Source organism: Massilia eburnea (assembly GCF_009720745.1).
GTDB classification, from domain to species: domain Bacteria; phylum Pseudomonadota; class Gammaproteobacteria; order Burkholderiales; family Burkholderiaceae_D; genus Rugamonas; species Rugamonas eburnea.
The window spans coordinates 45664-68557 of the sequence record NZ_WNKX01000008.1 but is presented as its reverse complement, the minus strand read 5'-3'; the positions used below and the strand labels follow the sequence as shown (position 1 = coordinate 68557).

Here is a 22894-nt window from a genome sequence, read left to right as displayed (position 1 = left end):
TTCTCCTTACTGTGCAATGTTGTCGCCGTTGCCGCCGCTGGCGGGACGCACCCGGCCCAGCATCGACAGTGGAACCAGGTTCGACTGCGCGGTCAAAACGTCGGCCTCGGGTCGAGGTGGCAACCCCTCCAGCTGCCGCACCTCAGAGCGAGACTGAATGCCGTTTTGCACGTGTTTCGCATAGATCTCAGCGCGATCCTTCGGGGATGCGCGTAGCAGGGCATCGAGCGAGAACTCCACGGTGAGTGCCGCGCGCTGCCGGGACGTCAGAACACAGCGGCGGATCGCCTGCGCAAGGCTGACCATCAGCGGCGCCAGGCTGAAGATGTACCAGCCTTCCCGGATCTCCGCGATGCCGGAACCCCACGCGGTCACGTTCGCGTGATGGACCAGTACTGGCGGGACGTCGAACCACCGGCAAAGTTCCTCCACGCCGTAACGCCTGGTCTCCAGCAGCTGCTGTTCGGCTGGCGACATGGTGACCTGTTGGTACTTCATGTTCGCCTCGAGTACATGTAGGCGATTTACGTTGCCTTCGCCCAACCCTTCGAAGTTCCGCCGCACCGCAGCGCGTTGTGCATCATTCAGAACCTTGTCGACCATCAGCACGCCGGTCGGCTTGCCACCGGCGCCAAAGATCTTGCTGGCATCTGTCTGCGCTTTTGCCGCCTCGTCCAGTGTTGGCCGCATGAACTCCAGCTTGCGTAATCCGATCGTTCCGTTGCCCAGGTTCTTCAAGTGCAGCACGTTCTCTGCGGCCAACACCGCGACGTTTGCACCGAGCGTGTATTCGTAGACCACGGTGCCATCCTGAAGGATCTTCTGTTCAACCTGGTCCGCCGGCATTGGCCACAGAGCAAGCGCCTCGCCATTGTTATCCCGGTCGATCCTGGCATAGCCATTACCGCGCAAGTCGTGGTTCATCATCAGCGCCCGCCAGAACTCGAAGGGCGTCATGCGATTGTTGGGCGAATCATGCAGCAGCTGATACAGCCGCTCCGTGCGCGCCAACACCTTTTCACCGTTTGGCATTTGGCGGTATACGAAGCAAGGCAGGCTGGCCACTGTCGACGCGCGGCGATCGACGCATGCCCACACGGTACTGACCTGCAAAGCGCCATCGACGTTGACATGCGATGCATCTGGCACCAGGGAACTGCCCGGCAGCGCATCCTGCAAGCCGATCTTGTCGGCCAACGCGCCGCCGCGCCCCCAAATGGAGCGGAAGGATTTCAAAAGTTTCATGTCCGTATCGGTGAGTTAAGGAAGTCATCCAGGTCGCCCTGCAGCTCGTCGCCAGCAAACGCGCGGCTAAGCGCCATCACAGTTGCTACGATGCCGTCAATTCGGCCGTTGGCGTTCGACTTCTTTTTGTCAGGCCTGAAGTTGCCGTTCGAGTCAAACAACAATGCGGTGTTGCCAGCGCACCAGCGCAACACTGAATTGCCACCATGGCGCAAGCGCCTGCCATACACCAGCTGCTCAAGCGCCTTGCTGCCGGGATACATACCACCTGTGTTCTGCGGCACTTCGACCAACGGCACGCCTGCATCGAGCAGTTCGTTCGCCAGCTGCAGCGCGTTCCAGCGATCGAAGCCGATCTCGGCGATGTCGTAATCGCGCACGGCCTGCAGGATGCGTTCGCGCACAGGCCCGTAGTCGGTCACGTTGCCCTCGGTCGCCGTGAGCCAGCCCGCGCGGCGCCATGCCTCGTAAGGGGCCGCGTCATCGGCGGACTGGGCGGCGATCTTCTCTTCCGGACACCAGAACCACACCAGCACGTGCCACTCACCACCCTCTTCGTCTGGCGGGAAGACCAGCGAGAAGGCAGTAAGATCTCGCGTCGAGCCAAGGTCAAGTCCACCGAAGCAGCGGCGTCCCAACAGCACGCGCGGATCGAACTTCTTGCCACCGACATCCCACACGTTCATGTCGAACCAGCCATCGGCGCTGTTGCACCAGATGTTCAAGTCCTTGGTGAGGAAGTTGACCTTGGCGCCAGGCATCGCCGCGGCCTTCCTCGCCTGGGTACGCAGGTATTCAACCGATTTCGACTTGCCCAGGCCAGGATTCGCCTTGATCCAGTTGCGCTCCTCAAACGGATCGTCCTCCTGGTCCAGCGTGTAGATGTAGCCAAAGAACGTGTCATCGACGCGCTTGCCTTCCAGAATCGAGATCAGGTACGAGCGCTGCTCCGTACAAATTCCGTCCAGGATGAAGCCCGCCGTCGTGATTGCCGAAAGCAGCGGCTGGTCGCGTGCGCCCAAGGCCGACTCCATGACATCCCAAACATCGCGATGCTTCTGCGCGTGCAATTCATCGAACAGGATTGCGGACGGGTTCAGGCCGTCCAGGTTCTCGGCATTCGCCGGCAACGGCAGGAACACCGAGTTGTCGTCCAGTTCCACCTTCTCGTGGTTCATACCCGCGAAGATCTTGAACGACCGTGCCACCCCGGCGGAGCGCTTCACCCAGCGACGGATGTTGTCGAATGCCGGCTTGAACACCGTCATCGCCTGGTTGCGCGTCGTTGCTACCGCATACACTTCGGCGCCGGTCTCCCCGTCCATCGAGAACAGGTAGGCGCCTTGTGGCCCTTTCCAGGTGGACTTGCCGTTCTTACGGGCGACCTCTTCATAAGCGCGACTGAAGCGCCGCATGCCGTCGGACTGTCGCCGCCATCCGTACAGCACTGCTGTCCAGAACTTCTGCCAGGGATCCAGCAGGATCGGCTTACCGGCCAGCGGCCCCTTGATGTGAACAAAGAACCGTTCGATGTAGTGGATGATGTGCCAGCCGTGAGCTGGCACGAACACGAAGCCTCGCTTGTGCGCGTCACGCAGATCCTGGTAGTGACGCAGCACCGCCAGGTACACATATTTCCCGGTGACGATTTCTCCGCGCAGAACCGGCAGGCCGTACTGCTCGTCCCACTCTTCCAGCTGGGCCGGCACCAGCTCATCTAGCTTTTTCTTGGTGAGCTGGTGGCGTGGTTTACGAGACTTGCGAACAGGTCGTCCTGCTGCCCTTGGATGCCGGTGTCCTTGCGGACCCTTGCCAGCGAAGGAATCGTTAAACATGCTTTCGGCAACCATTGGCCCAGCTCCATTTTGAGGCGCTTTTCATCGTCCGCCCATGGCGTCGGCGTCGACCAACCGGTCTTCGAGGTCTGCGATCGGCCCTTCTCGTCGCACTCTTTTGCAGCCTTAATCCAGTCCACGAAGGTGCGGACGATGACTGCGATCGGCATGCCGGCAGTCAGATGCTCAATGCCGGCAGTGCGGAGCGATTCGCAGATGTATTCGTAAATTTCGCGCTCGTCGTCGTTTAGGCCGATGACTGGAGGCGGTTCGGGCGAGGTGACATCACCGCCACCAGGGCGCACGGCCGATGCCCCCACGGCGGGGAGCGCCGTGCCGAGACTCGTTTTCATATCCATGTGTTTGCTTCCTGATGTAGGAGACACTGGCGCCGATGGCCAGCTGCTTAAACCCCCAGGGGGTAGTTTTTGTTCCGCGAAAAAATCTGGCTAGGCTGACGGTTTCCAGCGGGGCGGCCTAGACTTTTGACCCGCCCTGCCCCTTTTGCCAGCGCCCGCGCTTGGACTCAGTCGCGCTCTTGGCGTCGTGGCACAGGTCGCACAGCGCCTGCTCGTTGGTCTCATCATCGGCACCGCCTTCGGCCAATGGAATAATGTGGTCGCGCTGGGTCGCAGCAGTAACTCGGCCCTGACGCTTGCACTCCGCGCACAAAGGCGAACGCTGGAACAATGCTGCTCGCATGGCCTGCAGGCGTCGCCCGGTAATGCGTTTGGTCGGCGTCACCTTCGTCCACGCGGCGCGGGGATGTGCAGGGCATCGGCCACTGCCATCGCGCACCAAGACTGAGCATGTCGGATGGCTACAAGGGCGCGGGGCAGAAACAGGCATAGCGCCTCCAGGAGCTGTGCAGACGTCTGCACGAATAAAAAAACCGGACTAGCCGGGCAAAGAAAGAAACGCTGCTTGTATCCCCCGCTATCGAGCGGATCGAGACAAGCTCACCCACCTTTCGTCGTCGAGAATTCGATGTGATCAGCCCAGCCTACAACGGGACTAACTTACTTCGCGCCAAAACAAGTGAGGCACTCGAGTGGGAACGCCTGGTTCAGGAGCTTTCCATCAACCATCCATTGGCACTGAGCAGCTCCCGTTGCGGTAACGTCGCACACGATCATTTCTGGACCGCCAGAACGGAGCATTACGCGGTTACCCGGCATTACCTCACGCAGGCTAGGCGGCGCATAAGTCGGAAGTAAATCGGCAGCCGAAAATACTGCGCCAACAAACGACATGGGACCTCCCATAAAATTAGCCGCCTTTAGGCGGCTAAATACTTCAACTAGCGACTACGATTCGATCGAGTGCTGGAGCTATACCAATTCCAAGACGGCTGCATCAAATGTTTGCGACTGCAGCTTATTCTTTTCATCGAACCAAGTACATTGCACGCCATCTTCTGGGCCAATTGGACCATAGTCCCCCACGCCGACAACAGTCATCTTTGGACCGCCACTCTTCAGCTTAACTACAACGCCTTTTTCAAACGTCGCCATTGATCTACTCCAAATAAATATAGGGAGAGATAGTATAACCACCTGATAGGGCCATTAAATAAGCTGCCAAAAATTACGGCAATTGCATCTGCTATGATCGTATTTCCATTAACTTATGAGAAATCGAAATGAGCATTTACAACAGTCACGCCGCGCATGACCGAGCCATTGATATCGTCAAAGTTGCGCTTCAATCAGGCGCCTTGAAATTAAACGGCCCGACGATAAAGTCGAATCCCGACGAAGATGCCGCTTACGTTAGCGGTTTGATCAATGCCATCGCAAGGGACTTAACAGCGAAGTGATGGTGAAAAAAATAGGCCCATATATGCGGGCCTGTTTCTCACACTTACTTCAGTCGAACGCACGTCTCCAATGAGGAGACGCCGGTTCGGCTGAAGGCTCGGGACACCCCGGCAGACAAGTTGTAAATCGAATGGTATCCGCAACCCCAGGAAGTTATCAAGAGCCTTAGGCGATATTGTTGCGAATTACCTCAACGCTTCCCAATTTCTCGAGCACCGCCTGCAGGTTCCGCTCGGCCTTGGCAATAACCAGGGGGACGTGCGGCCCGCGCACGCCGCGCAAGAAGCGCCTAACCTGATCCACCGGCCACTGGTAGATGTACAGAGCCTTCAGCGCCTGGCGCTCATTTGCATCGCCCAAGGTACGCCATGCCGCCTCGACTAACCAACCATCCAGTTCATCGCTCGCCACTAGCGGGCTCAACGGCCTGATCTTTTCCGCCAATTGCTCGTCTCCTGGCGCGGCCTCTGACGTACGCAAATGGACATACAGCTTCGCCCAGCCAGCGCAATACTGAGACGCGCCGCCCGCGCCGACTGACCGCTTCACCACTTTGCGCCAGTTTGCTAAGCGCGCCTGGAACTCCTGCTTAGCCTTTGGCACCAGATGCGACGACGCATACTTTTGCGACTGCACTGGCCCCACCAGGCGCAACCCGGATTGCTCCACAAACGTAACTCCATCAACCAACAGCACTGCACCCATTAACGATTCCTTTCCGCCCATTTTCGATGTTGCATGCGTCTACGTCCGCAGACCCAGTGCCTCTTCCGCCATTTCAATCGCCGCGATGCATACCGACTCGCCGCGCCCATACTTTTCCAAAATCGTTTTGGCCCATTCAGTCTGCCCACTAACGCCCGCGCGTTGCGGCATGCCCTTCAACCTCAACTGCGACAGCAGCTCCCGCGCTCGCTCTGGCCGCAGCCTCGCTTTACCCGGAGCCGGCAGCTCTTGACGCTTTTCCGGGACCGCCTCCAGCCCCGGCAGCTCGACGTAGTGCCGCAATGCGTCAACCCAGCGCGGGCGCAGCGCTTCGTATCCCTGGTTCGCAATCGCAAACGCGCCAATCTTTACCCATGCCCAATAGATCGCTGGGTGCGACCACACATCAGGGTCATGAGGGTCTGCGCGTTCCCGCTTGATGCCTTGCGCCAAGGCCTCGTAAAACGCCGGCTCAGGATCAAGGTTTGGCCGACAGAGCTTGATGAACTCTGGTAGCGTAGGAGGCCAATCACGAGACTCCAGCATGCGATAACCCGTCGCCAGCTCAGACCGCGATAACTCCCCGAGGCGCTGGGCCCAGTGCTGCTTCATCTCGTCGGGATTGACTCCTGCCCACATGTCCGCAAAACGCGCCCCGTACGAGAAGTGCATCCGCTTGAACAATGACTCAACCCAGCTGATGGGCAGGGCTTGGTGGGGTAATGTCGATGATATTGTTGGCTCCATCATTGCCGCCTCCAGTCAATCCTGTAATCGTTGCCATGCGCGCCGCCGTGACTCCGCCAGCATGCCCCTGCCTTGGCGCCCGCGCACCCGCCACGGAAACTCCCGCAGCTTCACGTGACCAGCGCGCCAGAATGGCATTCACATAGCCAAGGCTGAGCGATTCACCCTTGCTTCGCTTGCCCTCCTCGCACGCTGCTGCAACTGTCGCAGCAGTTATTCCCTGAGCCGCCATCTCGATCAGGCGTGGGTCGGCAGGCTGAGTGAGCACCCCGTGTTTGCGGAATTCGATGCTGAGCGCTACAGCCCCGCGCGCGCTACCTTCGCTCATAGTTGGCTGGTGCTGGGGGTTAACTTGGTTTTGGTTCTGGTTCTGGTTCTGGTTCTGGTTCTGGTTGGCTTCAGCTTGGTTGAACCGCGGTTGCACCTCGGTTGCACCGCGGTTCGATCGCGGTTGCACCGCGGTTGCACCTCGGTTCGATCGCGGTTGCACCTCGTTTGCATCGCGATCCAACTCAGGACAATCAGCGGCAGTGACTTGTACCTTCTCGCCGGCCAGTGCGCCGAAATCAAAGTCGGCCTGTGGCGGCCTCATTAGACTGGAGATCACGTCGCCTTGAGCTACAGCTTCCGGCGTTTCGCCATACTTCTGGATGAAGTCAGACAGGAGTCGCTCAGCACTTACAATGTCACCAGCCATAATGTCCGCGCGGATGCGCTTCTCTACTGCTGTCCAGGCTTTTGAACGCCCACCAGCATTAGCTGCTCGGAGATTTGCGCGATATGCATCGATCTCACTGGCGCAACGCTTGTTCACCCACCCATCCGCAGTCAGTTCAAAGAAGTCTGCCAACACCTGCTCTGCGGCTGCAATCTCTTCGGGAGTAACGACAAGGAGGCGCCTGAAAAGCAAACGCGGATCGGCCGGCAGCGGCGACTCCTTCTCGTAATACAAATCGAGCATATCGCGATAGATGCTGCGCTCAAGGCGCGTCAAGTGCCGCGTCGCGCTGTTGAAGTCGCCAATGTGATGCGGGTAATAATTCATGCTGCCCCTTTCATGGGCGATATGGAATGCGATGGCCTGCCATTACGGACGGGATATCGCGGTAATCAAAAGCACCCTCTCGAATTACCATGGGACTGCGTGCACGCAACGGCCTGAAGCCAATACCAACTCGGGGCTCGGGCACCTTGCCGACGTATGCCTCCACTGGTTTCGCCACACCAAGATGAACGCGTCCCGCTTCGGTCAACTCCACTTCGCCTTCGATCTTTTTGACCAGTCCGTAGAAGACCAGCTGCTCAATGACGATTACGTCAAAGTTGAGACGCGAAATGGATTTGCCTCCGATTCGGTACAAGGTATGAACAGAAGCCTTGCCGCCGAGAGAGAGGAGAGCTGAAAGCGCGTTGGCCTGGCGGCTGCCACGGCGAGGTAAATCACGATTAGCCATTACGCAACCTCCATGGCTACGGGATTCGGGATTGGGCAGTGCATCAGGAACATCAGCGACATCAGTTCACGGATCGTGGTGTGCATGCGGTTCTCGATAATCTGCAACACCGCGCGTTCACGCGTATCGATCTTGCCGTCTTTTTTCGCCGAGGTGTACTCGCGCGATAGCTCGCCCAGTTCGTCGTACAGCTCATGAAACTTGTCGTGCAGATCGACGTCCGACAGATCGCCCGCCTCTGGCAGAGCATAGAAGACGCCGCCGCTGGCGTGTGCAACCGCCTGCGCAAAGTGTTTTGTTCCGGCGTAATTTTGGATTAGCAGCGCGGTATCTACTCGCATGCCACTGCCCTTCACTTCATATACACGCTGCTCCAGGGCCGACTTGGTCATGCCCAGGGTTGCAGCTGTTCCATTCCAGCCATGGACCTTAATCATTGCTTGGTACGCAGATAACAACTCCACAGTATTGCCCCTTCACTCTTGGGTTTCAGATAACAAATCACTCAACTACTATTTCTCTATGCTCAACTGCTCGGCTCCAGCTCATGTCAATCCAAACGAAACTGGCTCAGGCCTAATCATGGACAATCGGTCCGTCGTATGTAGGCCCAATCAACATCCGGCCTCAGGTCCTCACATCGCACAGCCTGCTTCGACTCGCGCTCGATGTTTATGCAAAGATCGGCGCCCAATCGCTGCTGGATGCTGATAGCCTTTCGAAGGTAGCGTTCGCTGGTCCCGCAAGCCCCGCAGAACAAAGCCCGCTCAACTTTTGCTAGACCATTGAGAAACTTTAGTAATTTTTCCATCACCCAATATTACTAAATGGTAATGCTAAAGGTCAACACCATTTGGTTATTTACTAGAAGGTAATCGCCGTACAGAATTGCAGATATGCAGATACAAGACATTCGCCGCCAGAGGCTCAGCCAGTTGATTCGTGAGCGCTACGACAACTCGCAAGCAAAAATGGTTGAAGATACTGGTGAGAACCAGGGAGAGATCTCGGGCCTATTGCGAACGAAGTCATTCGGCGAAAAAAAGGCGCGAAAACTCGAAACAAAGGCAGGCCTGCCAGTTGGCTGGATGGATTCGCCAGATATGCCTTATCACATGGCAAGCACCAGCGACGCCGGTGTGCGACCTGCGCTAGTGTCGATTCCCACGAAAACCGCAGCAAAGGCTAACGTTTCGTTGGTGTGGGCTGACGAGGACGAATTGAAGCTGCTAACCGCTTATAGACTTGCGACCGAGCTTGGCAAAAGCTCAATTATGACAACAGCTGAGGTTGCGGAAAAAAATCCGTCGCTACTTGGTGGTTACCAGTCGTAGCTCTACGCGTTGCACTGGATGGCGCACTGCCATTGCCTCTACAATCTTAAGCACTTCAGCTCTGGCAGCAGGAGACGTTGCCAAATACGCATCAAGCAGACGCCGCTGGTCCTGCGTCAAAGTAGTCAACATTTTTCTTCGAACGATGTTTGGTGAAGGCAGAAATATAGCCGAAAATTACCAGAACTAGCTTATCGGCAACATAGTTGTCGTTAGGGTAAATGATCGTGTACAGCTTTTTGCGCAAAAAAAGTGCCTCCATAGTGGAGGCATTTGCAACAGCATTGTACACAAACGCGCAAAAATCGCGTGATGACCACGCGAAAAAAAACCATCAAAGCTGGGCTGCGCCTACCCGAAGAACTCCATCAAGAACTGCTCGAAGCCGCAAAGCTGAAGGGACGCTCCTTGAATGCTGAAATGATTGCCAGGCTATCAGCCCCACCAGGCGACCCAATCCTAAACGAAGTTCACAAGCAAACCTCAGCACTTCAAGACATGGCGAAGGAGATTTTGGACGCCGTTCGTAACTTGCAATAACGAACCAACTAACAACACAAACCGGCTTCCTGCCGGTTTTTTTTCGCCCGTTCAAAAAATTTTTACCCAACTCATCACCATTTATTACCATTTAGTATTGACATATCAAATTACCGTTTAGTAATATCCAGCTATCCAATCAACCGGAGAGCGTAAGTGATTTACTCAAATGGTAATGAAGTACACGCGCTGTATAGCGACTTAGCGACCCGTCGCCAAATTCGAATGGTGGAATGCAAGCCAGATCCATTTGCCGGCTTGAAAGGTCATGATTACCTTGCTGCTCGCGCCAATAGCCGCCCGACGGATGTGCAGACGTCTGCACAAAATTCCGCGCATCCCTCCCGCGAGGTGTGCAAATGAGCGCACCGATCACCTTCACGACCATGTCCGCGCCGGAGTCCTCGCTGAGCGATCACGCGACGGCGCTTATCATCAGCATGGCAAAGTTGCGTACTGCCGCGAGCAACGTTACTGAGCTGCTTGAACAAGCTGGCTTCGCGGGCCAGCGAGGCGACACCGCCGACGACCTGCACCAGGCGCTCGCCATTCACGACCACCTGGTGCAAGAGTTCAACGTCAAGGTGCGCACTAGCACCGGCACGACCACATTCTGCACCTGCGCAGCGAATGCCGCCGGCGCAGCCGCTGCAGAACTGGAGCGCCAGGGCGACACGCCTTGCGGCATTACTGTTACGCCAGCCGATCCCGACCAGCGCTCGCTCGCCGCGGCGCACCGTTTCATGCAGGTTGCCGACCCGCTGGAAACTGCACTGAAAGATCCAACCATTGGTCGCGCGCTGCGCACCTTTGCACGCAAGCACCCGGCACGACGCCTACCCACCACCGATTTCAAATCCCTTGCGGCAAACGACCGCGATTAACTGAGAGACCCACGCCATGTGCAAACTTGTTGTTCTTCCACCGCCGGTTGTTCCGGCCCCCGCAGACCAGGTAATCGTCGTTGATGAACTCGTCACCGAGGGCTACCGCGACATTCCTCTACACCTGGTACGCATTTCGTACACCAACCGCACTCGCTTCAACCCGGAGGCGCTGCAACAGCTGGCGGACAACATCGCCGAAGTCGGCATCCTGCAGCCGATCCTGATGCGCCCGGTGACGCCGACCGCTGACGCGCCGCAGATCTTTGAGATCGTGGCCGGCGAGCGCCGCTTCCGCGCTGCCGTCATGGCAGGCCTGCTCAACGCGCCGGCCAGCATCAAAGTCCTCACGGACAAGCAGGCAGCCGAGATTCAGCTCCTGGAAAACATCCAGCGTGAGAACCCTCACCCGCTGGAAGAGGCAATCGGCTTCGAACAGCTAATGCTCAAGCACGGCTACAACGCCGACCAGCTAGCCGCCAAGGTTAAGCAAAGCCGCTCGTACGTGTATGGGCGCCTGAAGCTTTGCGCGCTGTCGCTCAAGGCGCGCGAACTGTTCCTGGACGATATCCAGCGCTTCCCCGCGTCGACCGCCCTGCTGATCGCACGCATTCCAACACCGGAGCTGCAGGACAAAGCCCTGAGCGAGATCATGGCGCCGCAGTACGGCAGCAATGAGCCCATGTCCGTTCGCCAGGCAGCCACACATATCGCGCAGCGCTATACGCTGGACCTCGGCATAGCCGTTTTCGACACCAAGGATGCGAAGCTGATGGCGAATGCCGGCAGCTGTGTGAAATGCCCAAAGCGCACCGGCAACCAACCTGAGATTTACCCGGACGCAAAAAATGCAAACGTGTGCACTGACCCTGATTGCTTCGCTGAGAAGAAGGCGGCGCACTACAAGCGAATCATTGTGGTCGCGAACAAGAAGGGCATCCCGGTTTTGGAAGGCGATGAAGCTGACGAAGCGTACCCATGCAATTGGAACCGCGACGAAGCGTTCGTTACCGAAGATCACCACCTGAGCGCTTTCGATCGCGTGGCGCCGGCGACCGGCATGGGCGGCACGGTCAAGAAGCACATCGAGGCAGAAGGCTGGCCTACGCCGGCGAAGTACCTCAAAGAAGACAATGGCAGTGTCAAAGCGCTCTATCGCCGCGAAGACATTCAAGCAGCCCTGGAAAAGGCAGGCGCCTGCGAAACAGAACAGGCCCGCGCCGATCGCCGCGGCGCGGATGCAGCCGGCGCAGACGCGAAGCTGACCGCACAACAAGAGAGAGCGGCCCGCGAGGCAAAGGAACGCGAGGAACGCCAGAAGCGCTGCAAGACGCAGACGCAAGAACGCGTCGCTCGCTACCGCAAACTGCGCTCCCTTGCAGCCGACGGACTTACGCTGGACATGCTGCGCGAACTGACCAAGGCAATCGTTCTCGATGACCAGGGATTCTGCCTGCCAGACGACTTGATCGGCGACCTGTACCGTTTCGACGACCGCAGCGACGAAGGCCTGTGCGCCTACATCGACCAAGCTGACATGACGACCGTCCAATTGCTGCTGATGGATCTACTCATCGGGGAGAGCCTCACTGTCGACACTTGGAACCTCGATGAGGACCTGACCCCATTCGAGCAAGCGCTTGTGACCATGGCGGAAACGGTAGGCGTCGACGTCACGCCTGCCGACCTGGCTGTCGCCGGCATCGACATTGACGCACTACAGAACCCCGAAGACGTTCTCGCCGCGATTACAGCGAACATCGAACATATGACCGCTGTCATCGCGCATATCATCGACAAGGCTCCGCACCATATCGGCAACGCTGAGGCCGCTGCGAACGCACTCGGCTACTTCTACAAGGATAAGGCTTGGCATAAGAAGGACGTTCAAACCCCAGCTGCAGCTCCTGCCAACCGCACCGATGAGGCAGAAAGCGCACCGGCGCCACGCAAGACGATCACCCTCAAGGGCAAACCGCAGGCACAGGAAGGCGACACGACCGGCCCGGTCATCAAAGTGCGCAAGAACCGCGCGGCCCAGGCCGAAGCGAGTGGCGAACTGGTGCCGGAACCAGAGCAAGCACCGAAGCTGAAGCCAGCGGCGGCGTGGCCCTTCCCGACGCAAACGAGGACCTAAGCAATGCGCAATGAACGGATTCTGGACCTAACCATGTTCGCGATCCTTGCCGCCATCAGTGCGTTGATCACGTTGATGGCGACCACTTAACCTAGTCAATCAGTAGAAACCATATGAACGCATTTAATAACCATACGACTACGGTGGCGCCGGCCAAACCATTGCCAGCGCACCTGGTCATCACCAGCCTGGCGAGCGAACTGCACGCGGCAGGCGAAGTTTTGAACGCGCTGCACCACTTCGCTCCAATGGCGGCACTGCTGCACGCCAAGGCCGACCTCAAGGAGCGCGGCGTGATTGACCAGGATCTCAAGCGCAACGCCGAACGCGCCGCCGTACTGAGCATGTCAAGGCAGTACCTCGCACAGCACCGCACCACCTCGCCGCGCGCCGCGGCCAGCCGCGACCTGGCGCGGCGACTTCGCACCGTTGCCGGCCAAAGCATGATCAAGCCGCCAGATATCGACATTGAAGCCGCCGATCACATCGAAAGGCTTGTGCTTGAGATTGAACGCCTGACTCGCGCTGACCAGTCTTCGCAGGAGATCACTCAATGAGCGCAGCAATGAACCGCCTGTACGTGGACTTGCCCGAGGTGGCCAGTCTGCTGACGTTATCGACCGCGACAATCCAAAAGATGGTTCGTCAGAGTGAGTTCCCACCGCCTCGCAAGCTGTCCGCACAGCGCGTCGGCTGGCTGGTGCGCGAGGTTGAGGCTTGGGCAGAGGAGCGGCCAGTGTCAGATCTTCCACCTCCGCCAAATACTGGTGGCCGCAAAGGGCCTAAGCAATCGGCTGACTGCCAAGGTCAAAATAGTGGGCAGTAATTCAGGTTATCAAAGGCGAGTGAGCGTAAAAAAAGGCCCGCAATTGCGGGCCTTTTTTCTAAATTCCAGCCTATCTATATGCCGCTTGCCGATAGGAGTATTCTTCAACCAAATCTTCGGTTAAAACTGCTGCAGCAATAAAAGCCAGAGTCAGGCGCACAAACGAAGTGCACACTTCCCGCAGCTCAACCATCTTGGTAAATACCGACAAGCCACTTGCCTTGAGGGCGCGAATAAAGCCGCCCAACAACATAACAACCACAACGATTGGGAGGAAGAACACAATCAGCAAGACCATCCAGCCCGAGCTTGTGAGCATATAGCTCATCATTATCTGGCGCGCTTCGTGACGCAGAGCGGCAATGTACTTCGACTGATCCACTGAGTCGCATACGAAGTTTCGCTCGAATCGCTCCTTCATCGCTCGCTGCAAATCTTTGTTGTGCTTAACGGCAGTCTCTATGTAGTTGAATTCGCTATACGAGAATCGCTCGGTATAGCGAAGGTAGCCGTTCAACAAGTCGCGCACGTGTCGATAAATTGGGGAATTCATATCCCAATCATTTTTTCTGAAGGTCGCGCGAAGGTTGTCTCGCAAGTCAAACAACTTATCTCGATGAGTATCCAACAGCGATCGCTTGAGCATCTTTCTCCACATGAGATTGATAAGAAGGATGCCGATTCCAGCAATAATTAGTTCCATTTATACCTCCGCGCTTTCTGGGGTATCCCCAGTGTGAGTTAAACCACTGGAAGGATGGTAAGGGTCATTTGCTTCGCGACGGTGCCTAGCTTTCGCCGCTTTTTCAACAATTCGCTTTTTGCCCTTTCTCTCAAGGTACCACGCGGTGGTTGATCCCGCCGCGAGAACATAACCGAGAATACCGCTTATATTGAGATTCTTGACCAGTACTGCAAGAGCAGAAATCCCCGCTGGGTTTGCGGCCGAAATCTCTTTGAGCCCCGACATTACCAAGTAGATGATTAAAACTGCGCCGGCGATCTTCGCAACGTTATCGAACGTTGCCAACTTTGCCTTTTGCAAGGACGCCGCGATCCGAGCCTGTTCAAGAAGTAGCTCATTCTTATTCATTGTTATTTCCAGCTGGACTTGATAACTGGCAATATTACCACGACCCAGCCGGCCAATATTCACACAATGTAACATTACGTCTCACCTCGTCTCACTGCGTCACGCTGTGCGATGGAGGCTGGCAAGCGCATAATGACACACATCAGCGCATCAGGCTTACGACATAGCAACCCAACGCACGAAAGTATCAGCTCTCCGCAAGACGTTCTAGATGCGGATCAAGCCGCGCGAGCCATTCGCGCCGTTCCTTGTCGTACGCATGGCGGTTGTACACGCCCGTAATACCCTGCTTCATGTGGCCGAGGATTGCCTCGCCCACCTCGTCAGGGCAGCCGAGGGCCGCAAGCAGGGTCCTCGAGCTGCGCCGCAGATCGTGCGGCGCCCAGCGGTCCACCGGCAATCGCGGTCGGTCATATTCCGGCCGCGTCTTCGAATACGGCATATGTAGCCAAACCTGCGATGCAACGTTCTTTTGCTCGACATGCCCCGATGCGCAATGCTTCGAAGGGAACAGGTAGCCACCCTCGGCCACCTCCAGCCGGCGCCGCACGATGCGCTCGGCGCGCCCCAACAGCGGCACCCGAAAGTCCGTCGCATGCTCCCGCCAGCTGTTCTTTGTCTTGTCCTTAGGAACCGTCCACCAAAGGCCGTCGCTTTCTTCCGAAATCTCGCCGGCGTGCATGGCCATGATTTCCGATCCACGGGCGCACGTCCACAGGTACAAGGTCAGCGCATCCTCGACAATACGAGAGAAGTTCGGCAGCCAGGGAATGAGCTTGGCCAGTTCGGCTTCGCTGAGAACGCGCTTCACCACGCCGGCAGCTGCGCCCTGGATCATCCGGCCCTTGCTGCGCAATTTCCCGCGCATGATCAAGCGCCACCAGTTCGGCACCGACTCGGGAAGCCGGCCAGAATCGAGCGCATAGTCCCACGCTGCACCGATTTCCGCCCGCAACTTTGCCGCCTGGACGGGAATGTGGCCGAACGACTCGATCAAGTCGAAGGCCACCGACCTAGTCACGTCCGCTGCGCGCACTTCGCCAGTTTGGCCCAGCATGGTTTCGAACATACGCCGGACTTCAGCCGCACCTTTCTCGCTCCGGTTCTTCTCGATGTACTTGACCAGGTAGTTGTCGCACACATCGGCGACGGTGACCACTTCCATTGCGGCCCGCTCGCGTTCCGCCGCCGCCGCCGCGCGCTTCTCGCCGCGCTCGGCACGCTTCTTTGCGCTCGGATCTGCACCTTCGGCGCGCGCCAGGCGTAGCTTTTCCCATGCGACGGTAGCCGCCGCGAACGATACAACCGGCCATTCGCCAATTTTCGTTTGCTTCATCTTGCCGTCGACCGGGCTCTTGTAGCGGTAGATCCAGGATCGCTTCGTTGCGGTAGCTTCGAAACGCAATCCTGGGCACTCGGAAATGGTAAAGTGTTGGCCTGCCGGCAGCAGCTTGGCGGCGCGCGCATCGAATGACATGATTCTCCTTGCGGTGTAGGTTTGGCGTAGCTTTTCGCGAATACGGGAAGACAGGCCAGAATTTTAGCGTAACTTCAATTTTCAAAAGGAAAAAAGTTACGCTAAAAGCGCAAGTGCGTGCATGTGCGGCGATGCGTTGATACTAAAAGCAAAGTCGATCCAAAAATCGATTTCCCGATATATTTCAAATACTTATTCGTGAACACCCATTCAAATCAAGAGGTTGCAAGCTCCACCGAATCCAAGATGACGCCAATGATGCAGCAATACCTGCGCATCAAGGCCGATTACCCGACCATGCTGGTGTTCTACCGCATGGGAGACTTTTACGAGCTTTTCTTTGATGACGCCGAGAAGGCCTCGCGCGTGCTGGGCATCACGCTGACCGCGCGCGGCACGCAGAACGGTGTGCCGATCAAGATGGCAGGCGTGCCTTTCCACTCGCTGGACGGCTACCTGGCCAAGCTGGTCAAGGTCGGCGAGTCTTGCGCGATTGCGGAGCAGATCGGCGACCCGGCCCTGGCCAAGGGCCCGGTGGAGCGCAAGGTGGTGCGCGTGGTCACGCCGGGCACCCTGACCGATTCGGACCTGCTGCCGGAAAAATCGGAACGGCCGCTGCTGGCGATGACGATGATGAACAACCGCAAGCACGTCACTTGCGGCCTGGCCTGGCTGTCGCTCGCTTCCGGCGCGCTGCGCCTGATGGAATTCTCCGGCGACCAGCGCAGCGTCAACGTGCGCCTGATGCAGGAGCTGGAGCGCATTGCGCCCGCTGAAATCCTGCGCGGCGATGATGCCGACATGTTCGACGACATCTCGATCTGCCACGTCAACAATGTGCCGGCCTGGCACTTCGACGTGGTACACGGCCATAAGGCGCTGCTGGACCAGTTGGCGGTTGCCACCCTGACCGGCTTCGGCGCGGAAGGCCTGGGCGCGGCGTTCGGTGCGGCCGGCGCCCTGCTGCGCTACGCCCAATCGACCCAGGGCCGCGGCCTGCAGCACGTCAAGAGCCTGTCCTGCGAAACGGAAAACGAATACATTGGCCTGGACGCAGCCACCCGCCGCAACCTGGAGCTGACGGAAACCATTCGCGGCCAGGAATCCCCGACCCTGTTCTCGCTGCTGGACCACTGCCGCACCGCCATGGGTTCGCGCCTGCTGCGCCACTGGCTGCACCATGCCAAACGCGACCAGTCGGTAGCCCGCGCGCGCCACGATGCCATCGCCGCGCTGATGCAGCACGACACCACCGGCTCGCTGGCCTACCACCTGGCGCAAGTGCCGGATATCGAACGTATCACCACCCGCGTGGCGCTGCTGTCGGCGCGTCCGCGCGACCTGTCCGCCCTGCGCGACGGCCTGCAGCAGCTGCCGAAGCTGCAGCACGCCATGCAGCGCGCCCTGAGCCACGACAACGCGCAAGGCCTGCTGGCCAAGCTGCACCACGGCCTGAACGAGCCGGAAGAATGCGTCAGCCTGCTGGTGCGCGCCATCATGCCGGAACCGGCCACCATGGTGCGCGACGGCGGCGTGATCGCACGCGGCTACGATGCGGAGCTGGATGAACTGCGCGGCCTGTCCGAAAACGCCGGCCAGTTCCTGGTCGACCTGGAGACGCGCGAGCGCGAACGCACCGGCATCGCCAACCTGCGCGTCGAATACAACCGCGTGCACGGCTTCTACATCGAGGTCACCAACGGCCAGGCCGACAAGGTGCCGGAAGACTACCGCCGCCGCCAGACGCTGAAGAACTGCGAGCGTTACATTACGCCGGAACTGAAAGCCTTCGAAGACAAGGCCCTGTCTGCGCAGGACCGCGCTCTCGCCCGCGAAAAAATGCTGTACGACGAGCTGCTGGCAGCGCTGGCGCCGTTCATCGGCCCGCTGCAGGCGATCGCCCAGGCACTGGCGCAAGTGGACACCTTGTGCGCCCTGGCCGAACACGCCTTGCGCAACAACTGGTGCGCGCCGAACCTGGTGGCCGAGCCGTGCATCAACATCGTGGAAGGCCGCCACCCGGTGGTGGAAAACCAGATCGAACGCTTCATCGCCAACGACTGCAAATTCATGGCCGACCGCCGCCTGCTGCTGATCACCGGCCCGAACATGGGCGGTAAATCGACCTTCATGCGCCAGGTGGCCCTGATTACCCTGCTGGCCTATGTCGGCAGCTATGTGCCTGCCGCCAGCGCGACCATCGGTCCGATCGACCGCGTGTTCACCCGTATCGGCGCGACCGACGACCTGGCAGGCGGCCGCTCCACCTTCATGGTTGAAATGACCGAAGCGGCCACCATCATGAACGGCGCCACCGAGCATTCGCTGGTGCTGATGGATGAAATCGGCCGCGGCACCTCGACCTTCGACGGCCTGGCGCTGGCGTGGGCAATTGCGCGCCACCTGATCGAATCGAGCCGCAGCTTCACCCTGTTCGCGACCCACTACTTCGAGTTGACGCAGTTGCCGGAAGCGCATCCGACCGCCGCCAACGTGCACCTGTCGGCGGTGGAGCACAAGGATTCCATCGTCTTCCTGCACGCCGTGCAGAACGGCCCGGCCTCGCAAAGCTACGGCTTGCAGGTGGCGCAGCTGGCCGGCGTGCCGCAGCCGGTGATCAAGGCCGCGCGCAAGCACCTGGCGCGCCTGGAAGCGCAGGCACTCGACGCAACGCCGCAGCTGGACCTGTTCGCCGCGCCGGTGGCCGACGCCAACGACGACGAGGCGGCGCCGGTGGCAGCCGCCGATCCGCGCGCCAAGGAATTGCTGGCGGCGCTGGACGACATCGACCCGGACGCCATGACCCCACGCGAGGCGCTGGACCGCCTGTACCAGCTCAAGCGCCTGGCACAGGCATGAAGCCGCAAAGCATCCCGCGCCGCAGCGCCGTGCGCTGGCTCGCCGCTCGCCGGCTGGCCGTCGGCGCTGCGCTGCGCGCCGCCGCCAGCGCGGCGATAGTGCCGCTGGTGGCAACCGCGCTGCCTGCGGCAGCCGTGTTGTCCGCGTCCGCCGTCCCCCAGGCGAAGGCCGCGCAAGCCGCATCGGCCGCACAAGCGCACAACGACAAGGCTGCGCCAGGCAAGGGAGAATTCACCTTCGTCCTGCTCGGACACAATTTCGGCAAGGACGGCGGCGACGCCGAAGTGCGCCGCATGCTGGCCGAAGCCGACCGCACCGACCCAGCCTTCATCATCGCCACCGGCATCAAATCCGCCGGCGAGCCGTGCACCGACCGCCTGTACGAAGCGCGCCGCGATTTGATGAACAGCGCCGAACACCCGCTGGTCCTGCTGCCCGCCGGCAGCGACTGGGCCGAGTGCCGCAATTCCAACGGCAAATCGAATGCCACCGAACGCCTGAACCGCATCCGCGAACTGTTCTTCATCGAACCGGATTCGCTCGGCACGTGCAAGCTGGCCCTGAACCGCCAGTCCGCCATCGCAAAATTCCGCGACTACGCCGAAAACACCTACTGGGAGCAGGGCAACATCCTGTTCGTCACCATCAACGTCCCGGCGAAAAACAACCACTATCTCAGCGAGGCAGGCCGCAACAGCGAGTATGAAGACCGCATGGTGGCCAACCGCGCCTGGCTGCACCGCGCCTTCCTGACGGCCAAGCGCAAGAAGCTGCCCGGCATGGTGCTGGTGATGGATGGCGACATCGGCGCCCATGTTGAGCAAGGCTTTTTCGCCCGCCTGTCGCAAAAGCGCGATGGCTTTACCGAGATTCGCCGCATCGTGCGCTCGCAGGCCGACAAGTATTCCGGCCAGCTGCTGCTGGTAGATAACCGCAAACAGGACAAGGCGGCGCCGGCTATCTCATGGAACAAGAACGTGGGCCACCTGTCGCTTGGCGCCGAATGGACGGCGCTGCGGGTGATTCCCGGCAGCGCCTCGCTGTTCACACTGGAACGCGACTAGGCTCCAAAAAAGAATCCCCGCCGAGCGGGGATTGTTCTTAGTGGATCGGGTGGCTGCGGAAGTGATCGCCTTCCTCGCCCTCGTCGCCTTCTTCATCATCGTGGTGGTGGCCATGGGCGCCATGCACGTGCTCGTGGGCGATTTCTTCTTCGGTGGCGGGGCGAACGTCCACCACTTTCAGTTCGAAGCGCAGGGCCATGCCGGCCAGCGGATGGTTGCCGTCCAGGACCACTTTATCTTCGGCGATCTCGGTCACGGTGAAGATCATCGCGTCGTCGTCCTCGCCGCCTTCAGGCAGGCCTTCGAACTGCATGCCGATTTCCAGCGGTTCCGGCAGGCGCGCGCGCTCTTCCACTTTCAGCAGGTTCGGATCGTAATCGCCAAAGGCGTCTTCCGGTTCAATCTGGATCGTGGTGGCGTAGCCGGCGTCTTTGCCGTCCAGTTCTTCCTCGATCTTCGGCAGGGTATTCTCATAGCCACCGTGCAGGTAGACCATAGGCTGGCGACCGTCTTCGATCAGATTGTTCTGTGCGTCGGACAGTTTGTATTCCACCGTCACGACGGTATTCTTGGCGATCTTCATTGAGCTTCCTTTCTTTTCTAAGCTGGGAAGGATTATACCGCTTGCTATAATCGCCCCCATGAAAAAACTCACTCTCCTGGGCGACATCACGCCCGAACAATTCCTGCGCGATTACTGGCACAAGAAGCCGCTGCTGATCCGCCAGGCCGTGCCCGGATTCAAGCCGCTGCTGCCTTTCGACAAGCTGGCCGAGCTGGCCAGCAAGGACTACGTGGAAAGCCGCCTGGTCACCAAGAAAGACGGCAGCTGGGACATGCAGCACGGCCCGTTGAAATCCTTGCCTGCACGCAGCGAGCGCGAGTGGACCATGCTGGTACAGGGCGTCAACCTGCAGGACGACAAGGCCGACGAACTGCTGCGCCAGTTCCGCTTCCTGCCCGATGCCCGCCTGGACGACCTGATGGTGAGCTTTGCCACCGACGGCGGCGGCGTTGGCCCGCACTTCGATTCCTATGACGTTTTCCTGCTGCAGGCGCAAGGCCAGCGCCGCTGGAAGATCAGCGCACAGAAAGACCTGACCCTGATCGAAGGCCTGCCGCTGAAGATCCTGAAGAAGTTCAAGGCCACCGAAGAATTCGTCCTGGAACCCGGCGATATGCTCTACCTGCCGCCGCATTACGCCCACGATGGCGAAGCGATCGGCGATTGCCAGACTTATTCGATCGGTTTCCGCTCGCCGTCCTACCAGGAATTGGGCGAAGCCTTCCTGCAATTCATGGCCGATTCCATCGACCTGCCGGGCCGTTACGCCGATCCGGACCTGGAACCGACCAATAAGCCGGCCGAGATTCCAAAAGCCATGCTGTCCAAATTGGCCGATGAATTGAATAAAGTCAGCTTTACCGAAGACGATTTCGCCATTTTCCTGGGTGAATACCTGTCCGAGCCAAAACATAACGTCTTCTTCCAGCCCCTGGAAAAGCCGCTAACTGCCGGCAAATTCCAGCAAGCCGCTGAGAAAAAGGGCGTAACCCTCTCCCGTAAGACGCAAATGCTGTATCGCGGCAAGAATGTCTTCATCAATGGCGAATCGTTCGCCATGAACAAGTCCGATAAAGCCGCACTGGAAACGCTCGCCAATACCCGCGGCCTGGACGGCGCGGCCGTGGCGGGCGCTTCCGAGGACGTGCTCGAAGCGCTGTTCGCCTGGTATACCGACGGCTGGCTGGAACTCAATAAATAAGCGGAGATCAGCATGGAAAAGCAGCTCTTTGACAGCCGTACCCAATTCCAGGCCCTGCTGCAGGACTGCATTTCCGAGGCCCGCCTGACGCTGCAAATGTTCGACCCCAACTATGAATGGTGGCAACTGGGGCACTCCAGAACGGATGCCCTGCTGCGCCACTTCCTGCAGCATAAGGGCCAGCTGAAGCTGGTCGCCCACAGCAATGCCCACCTCGAGCGCAACGAACCGCGCTTCCTCAAGCTGCTGGAAGATTATTCTCACCAGATCGAATGCCGCCTGACGACGCGCAGCATCGCCACCCTGACCGACTCCTTCTGCGTGGCGGACGGCGTAACGATCGTACGCCGTTTCCATTCCGATCATTTCCGTGGTGAGGCAGATATTAATAATCCTTCGTCAACGCAAACCAGCCTGGAGCGTTATGAGGCCATCTGGGCTGAAACTCAGCCAGGTTTGCGGCCAGGAACTACTGGATTGTGAGCCAGAAAACTGTAAAATGCTGCGGTTCGAGATTGTCCGGTGATCGCTGCAGTTGCAAGCAGAACGGCGCGGTAAAAAAATATTGCGTTTTCGCAAAATAGTTGCGTAAACAATCCGTTTTGCTATTGCGACGCAGCAGAAAACGCTATAATATCCGGTGTGTTTCCGTGTCTGGTCGACCTTTTTCTGAAGGTTGGAAAGGCCGACGAAACGCCGTACGAGCGATAATTACCGGTAATTATTCATCGCAACATTGTTAATATTTTTGTTGTTATTTAAGGAAAACAAATGAAAAAATCCCTGCTGATCGCCTCCCTGCTGGCCGTTGCCCTGGCTGCTTGCTCCAAGAAAGAAGAAGCTCCAGCTCCAGTAGCTACCCCAGAAGCAGCTGCTCCAGCAGCCGCTCCTGCAGCTCCAGCCGCTGACGCAGCTGCTGCTCCTGCCGCTCCAGCCGCTGACGCTGCTGCTGCTGCCGCTTCCGCTGCTTCCGACGCTGCTGCTGCTGCTTCCGCAGCTGCTTCCGCTGCTTCGGCTGCTGCCTCCGCTGCTTCCGCTGCTAAGTAATTCCTTCGCAGGGAAAAGAAACCAGCCTTCGGGCTGGTTTTTTTTTGCTTAAAAAAGGGGC

Annotated in this window: 28 protein-coding genes; 12 read left to right on the top strand and 16 right to left on the bottom strand. The window is 58.7% G+C overall.

Annotated features, from left to right (window positions below):
* Positions 1-6: 6 nt before the first annotated feature.
* From GM658_RS12525 to GM658_RS12500, 6 genes are all read right to left on the bottom strand, one after another.
* Positions 7-1245: a phage portal protein gene (locus tag GM658_RS12525; protein WP_155454381.1), complete on the bottom strand. Its 1239-nt coding sequence runs from the start codon at positions 1243-1245 to the stop codon at positions 7-9.
* Positions 1242-2954, bottom strand: a complete 1713-nt coding sequence (locus GM658_RS12520) for a terminase large subunit (protein ID WP_371865095.1) — start codon at positions 2952-2954, stop codon at positions 1242-1244. The genes GM658_RS12525 and GM658_RS12520 overlap by 4 nt, the downstream gene beginning before the upstream one ends.
* A gap of 8 nt (positions 2955-2962) precedes the next feature.
* Positions 2963-3439: a hypothetical protein gene (locus GM658_RS12515; protein ID WP_155454379.1), complete on the bottom strand. Its 477-nt coding sequence runs from the start codon at positions 3437-3439 to the stop codon at positions 2963-2965.
* 118 nt (positions 3440-3557) lie between these two features.
* Complete coding sequence (locus tag GM658_RS29905; RefSeq protein WP_155454378.1) at positions 3558-3929, bottom strand: HNH endonuclease signature motif containing protein; 372 nt, start codon at positions 3927-3929, stop codon at positions 3558-3560.
* 170 nt (positions 3930-4099) lie between these two features.
* Positions 4100-4240, bottom strand: a complete 141-nt coding sequence (locus GM658_RS29765) for a DUF2158 domain-containing protein (RefSeq protein ID WP_371865103.1) — start codon at positions 4238-4240, stop codon at positions 4100-4102.
* A gap of 171 nt (positions 4241-4411) precedes the next feature.
* Entirely contained in the window at positions 4412-4594 is a 183-nt protein-coding gene (locus GM658_RS12500) for a YodC family protein (RefSeq protein ID WP_155454376.1), read from the bottom strand.
* A 128-nt stretch (positions 4595-4722) separates the two neighbouring features.
* Here GM658_RS12500 and GM658_RS12495 point away from each other — a divergent pair, with 128 nt between their 5' ends.
* Complete coding sequence (locus GM658_RS12495) at positions 4723-4899, top strand: hypothetical protein (protein ID WP_155454375.1); 177 nt, start codon at positions 4723-4725, stop codon at positions 4897-4899.
* Between the two features lie 166 nt (positions 4900-5065).
* On the opposite strand, the gene GM658_RS12490 is transcribed toward GM658_RS12495, so the two are convergent.
* The 6 genes from GM658_RS12490 to GM658_RS12465 all read right to left on the bottom strand — a co-directional run bounded on the left by GM658_RS12490 (position 5066) and on the right by GM658_RS12465 (position 8617).
* The gene (locus GM658_RS12490; RefSeq protein ID WP_155454374.1) at positions 5066-5605 is read right to left on the bottom strand and encodes a hypothetical protein; all 540 of its coding nucleotides are present in this window, start codon (positions 5603-5605) and stop codon (positions 5066-5068) included.
* A gap of 39 nt (positions 5606-5644) precedes the next feature.
* Positions 5645-6355: a hypothetical protein gene (locus tag GM658_RS12485; protein WP_155454373.1), complete on the bottom strand. Its 711-nt coding sequence runs from the start codon at positions 6353-6355 to the stop codon at positions 5645-5647.
* Positions 6294-7397, bottom strand: a complete 1104-nt coding sequence (locus tag GM658_RS12480) for a YdaU family protein (protein ID WP_155454372.1) — start codon at positions 7395-7397, stop codon at positions 6294-6296. Before GM658_RS12480 ends, GM658_RS12485 begins: the two co-directional genes overlap by 62 nt.
* 10 nt (positions 7398-7407) lie before the next feature.
* The gene (locus GM658_RS12475) at positions 7408-7806 is read right to left on the bottom strand and encodes a hypothetical protein (protein WP_155454371.1); all 399 of its coding nucleotides are present in this window, start codon (positions 7804-7806) and stop codon (positions 7408-7410) included.
* Positions 7806-8270, bottom strand: a complete 465-nt coding sequence (locus GM658_RS12470; protein WP_211841857.1) for a YmfL family putative regulatory protein — start codon at positions 8268-8270, stop codon at positions 7806-7808. The genes GM658_RS12475 and GM658_RS12470 overlap by 1 nt, the downstream gene beginning before the upstream one ends.
* A gap of 116 nt (positions 8271-8386) precedes the next feature.
* Positions 8387-8617 carry a transcriptional regulator gene (locus GM658_RS12465; RefSeq protein ID WP_155454369.1) on the bottom strand — a complete coding sequence of 77 codons (231 nt, stop codon included), beginning with the start codon at positions 8615-8617 and terminating at the stop codon, positions 8387-8389.
* Between the two features lie 85 nt (positions 8618-8702).
* Here GM658_RS12465 and GM658_RS12460 point away from each other — a divergent pair, with 85 nt between their 5' ends.
* The 6 genes from GM658_RS12460 (at position 8703) to GM658_RS12435 (ending at position 13527) form a co-directional block, all read left to right on the top strand.
* On the top strand, positions 8703-9140 hold the full coding sequence (locus GM658_RS12460; protein ID WP_155454368.1) for a hypothetical protein: 438 nt from the start codon (positions 8703-8705) through the stop codon (positions 9138-9140).
* A gap of 312 nt (positions 9141-9452) precedes the next feature.
* Positions 9453-9680, top strand: coding sequence for an Arc family DNA-binding protein (locus GM658_RS12455; protein WP_155454367.1), 228 nt, complete (start codon positions 9453-9455; stop codon positions 9678-9680).
* A gap of 359 nt (positions 9681-10039) precedes the next feature.
* Positions 10040-10564, top strand: coding sequence for a hypothetical protein (locus GM658_RS12450; RefSeq protein WP_155454366.1), 525 nt, complete (start codon positions 10040-10042; stop codon positions 10562-10564).
* A gap of 16 nt (positions 10565-10580) precedes the next feature.
* Positions 10581-12701: a ParB/RepB/Spo0J family partition protein gene (locus GM658_RS12445; RefSeq protein ID WP_155454365.1), complete on the top strand. Its 2121-nt coding sequence runs from the start codon at positions 10581-10583 to the stop codon at positions 12699-12701.
* A 113-nt stretch (positions 12702-12814) separates the two neighbouring features.
* Positions 12815-13258, top strand: a complete 444-nt coding sequence (locus GM658_RS12440; protein WP_155454364.1) for a hypothetical protein — start codon at positions 12815-12817, stop codon at positions 13256-13258.
* Complete coding sequence (locus tag GM658_RS12435; protein ID WP_308612969.1) at positions 13255-13527, top strand: helix-turn-helix transcriptional regulator; 273 nt, start codon at positions 13255-13257, stop codon at positions 13525-13527. Before GM658_RS12440 ends, GM658_RS12435 begins: the two co-directional genes overlap by 4 nt.
* Positions 13528-13597: 70 nt before the next feature.
* Here GM658_RS12435 and GM658_RS12430 read toward each other — a convergent pair whose 3' ends face one another.
* From GM658_RS12430 to GM658_RS12420, 3 genes are all read right to left on the bottom strand, one after another.
* A complete protein-coding gene (locus GM658_RS12430; protein ID WP_155454363.1) occupies positions 13598-14230 on the bottom strand; it encodes a hypothetical protein in 633 nt (210 codons plus the stop codon).
* Positions 14231-14620, bottom strand: a complete 390-nt coding sequence (locus GM658_RS12425) for a hypothetical protein (protein ID WP_155454362.1) — start codon at positions 14618-14620, stop codon at positions 14231-14233.
* Positions 14621-14807: 187 nt separating this feature from the next.
* Positions 14808-16097 carry a tyrosine-type recombinase/integrase gene (locus GM658_RS12420; RefSeq protein ID WP_155454361.1) on the bottom strand — a complete coding sequence of 430 codons (1290 nt, stop codon included), beginning with the start codon at positions 16095-16097 and terminating at the stop codon, positions 14808-14810.
* A gap of 255 nt (positions 16098-16352) precedes the next feature.
* Between GM658_RS12420 and mutS the strand changes: the two genes are divergently transcribed.
* Both mutS and GM658_RS12410 read left to right on the top strand, forming a co-directional pair.
* The gene (mutS, locus tag GM658_RS12415) at positions 16353-18956 is read left to right on the top strand and encodes a DNA mismatch repair protein MutS (RefSeq protein ID WP_155454360.1); all 2604 of its coding nucleotides are present in this window, start codon (positions 16353-16355) and stop codon (positions 18954-18956) included.
* On the top strand, positions 18953-20020 hold the full coding sequence (locus GM658_RS12410) for a hypothetical protein (protein WP_229416882.1): 1068 nt from the start codon (positions 18953-18955) through the stop codon (positions 20018-20020). The genes mutS and GM658_RS12410 overlap by 4 nt, the downstream gene beginning before the upstream one ends.
* 37 nt (positions 20021-20057) lie before the next feature.
* Here the strand turns inward: GM658_RS12410 and GM658_RS12405 are convergent, their stop codons facing one another.
* Positions 20058-20603, bottom strand: a complete 546-nt coding sequence (locus GM658_RS12405; RefSeq protein ID WP_155454359.1) for an FKBP-type peptidyl-prolyl cis-trans isomerase — start codon at positions 20601-20603, stop codon at positions 20058-20060.
* 58 nt (positions 20604-20661) lie between these two features.
* Between GM658_RS12405 and GM658_RS12400 the strand changes: the two genes are divergently transcribed.
* From GM658_RS12400 to GM658_RS12390, 3 genes are all read left to right on the top strand, one after another.
* Complete coding sequence (locus GM658_RS12400; protein WP_155454358.1) at positions 20662-21786, top strand: ribosomal protein uL16 3-hydroxylase; 1125 nt, start codon at positions 20662-20664, stop codon at positions 21784-21786.
* Positions 21787-21798: 12 nt separating this feature from the next.
* Positions 21799-22269, top strand: coding sequence for a DUF7931 domain-containing protein (locus GM658_RS12395; protein WP_155454357.1), 471 nt, complete (start codon positions 21799-21801; stop codon positions 22267-22269).
* 288 nt (positions 22270-22557) lie between these two features.
* Positions 22558-22833 (top strand): hypothetical protein, encoded by a 276-nt coding sequence (locus GM658_RS12390; RefSeq protein ID WP_155454356.1) that lies wholly within the window; start codon positions 22558-22560, stop codon positions 22831-22833.
* Positions 22834-22894: the final 61 nt, after the last annotated feature.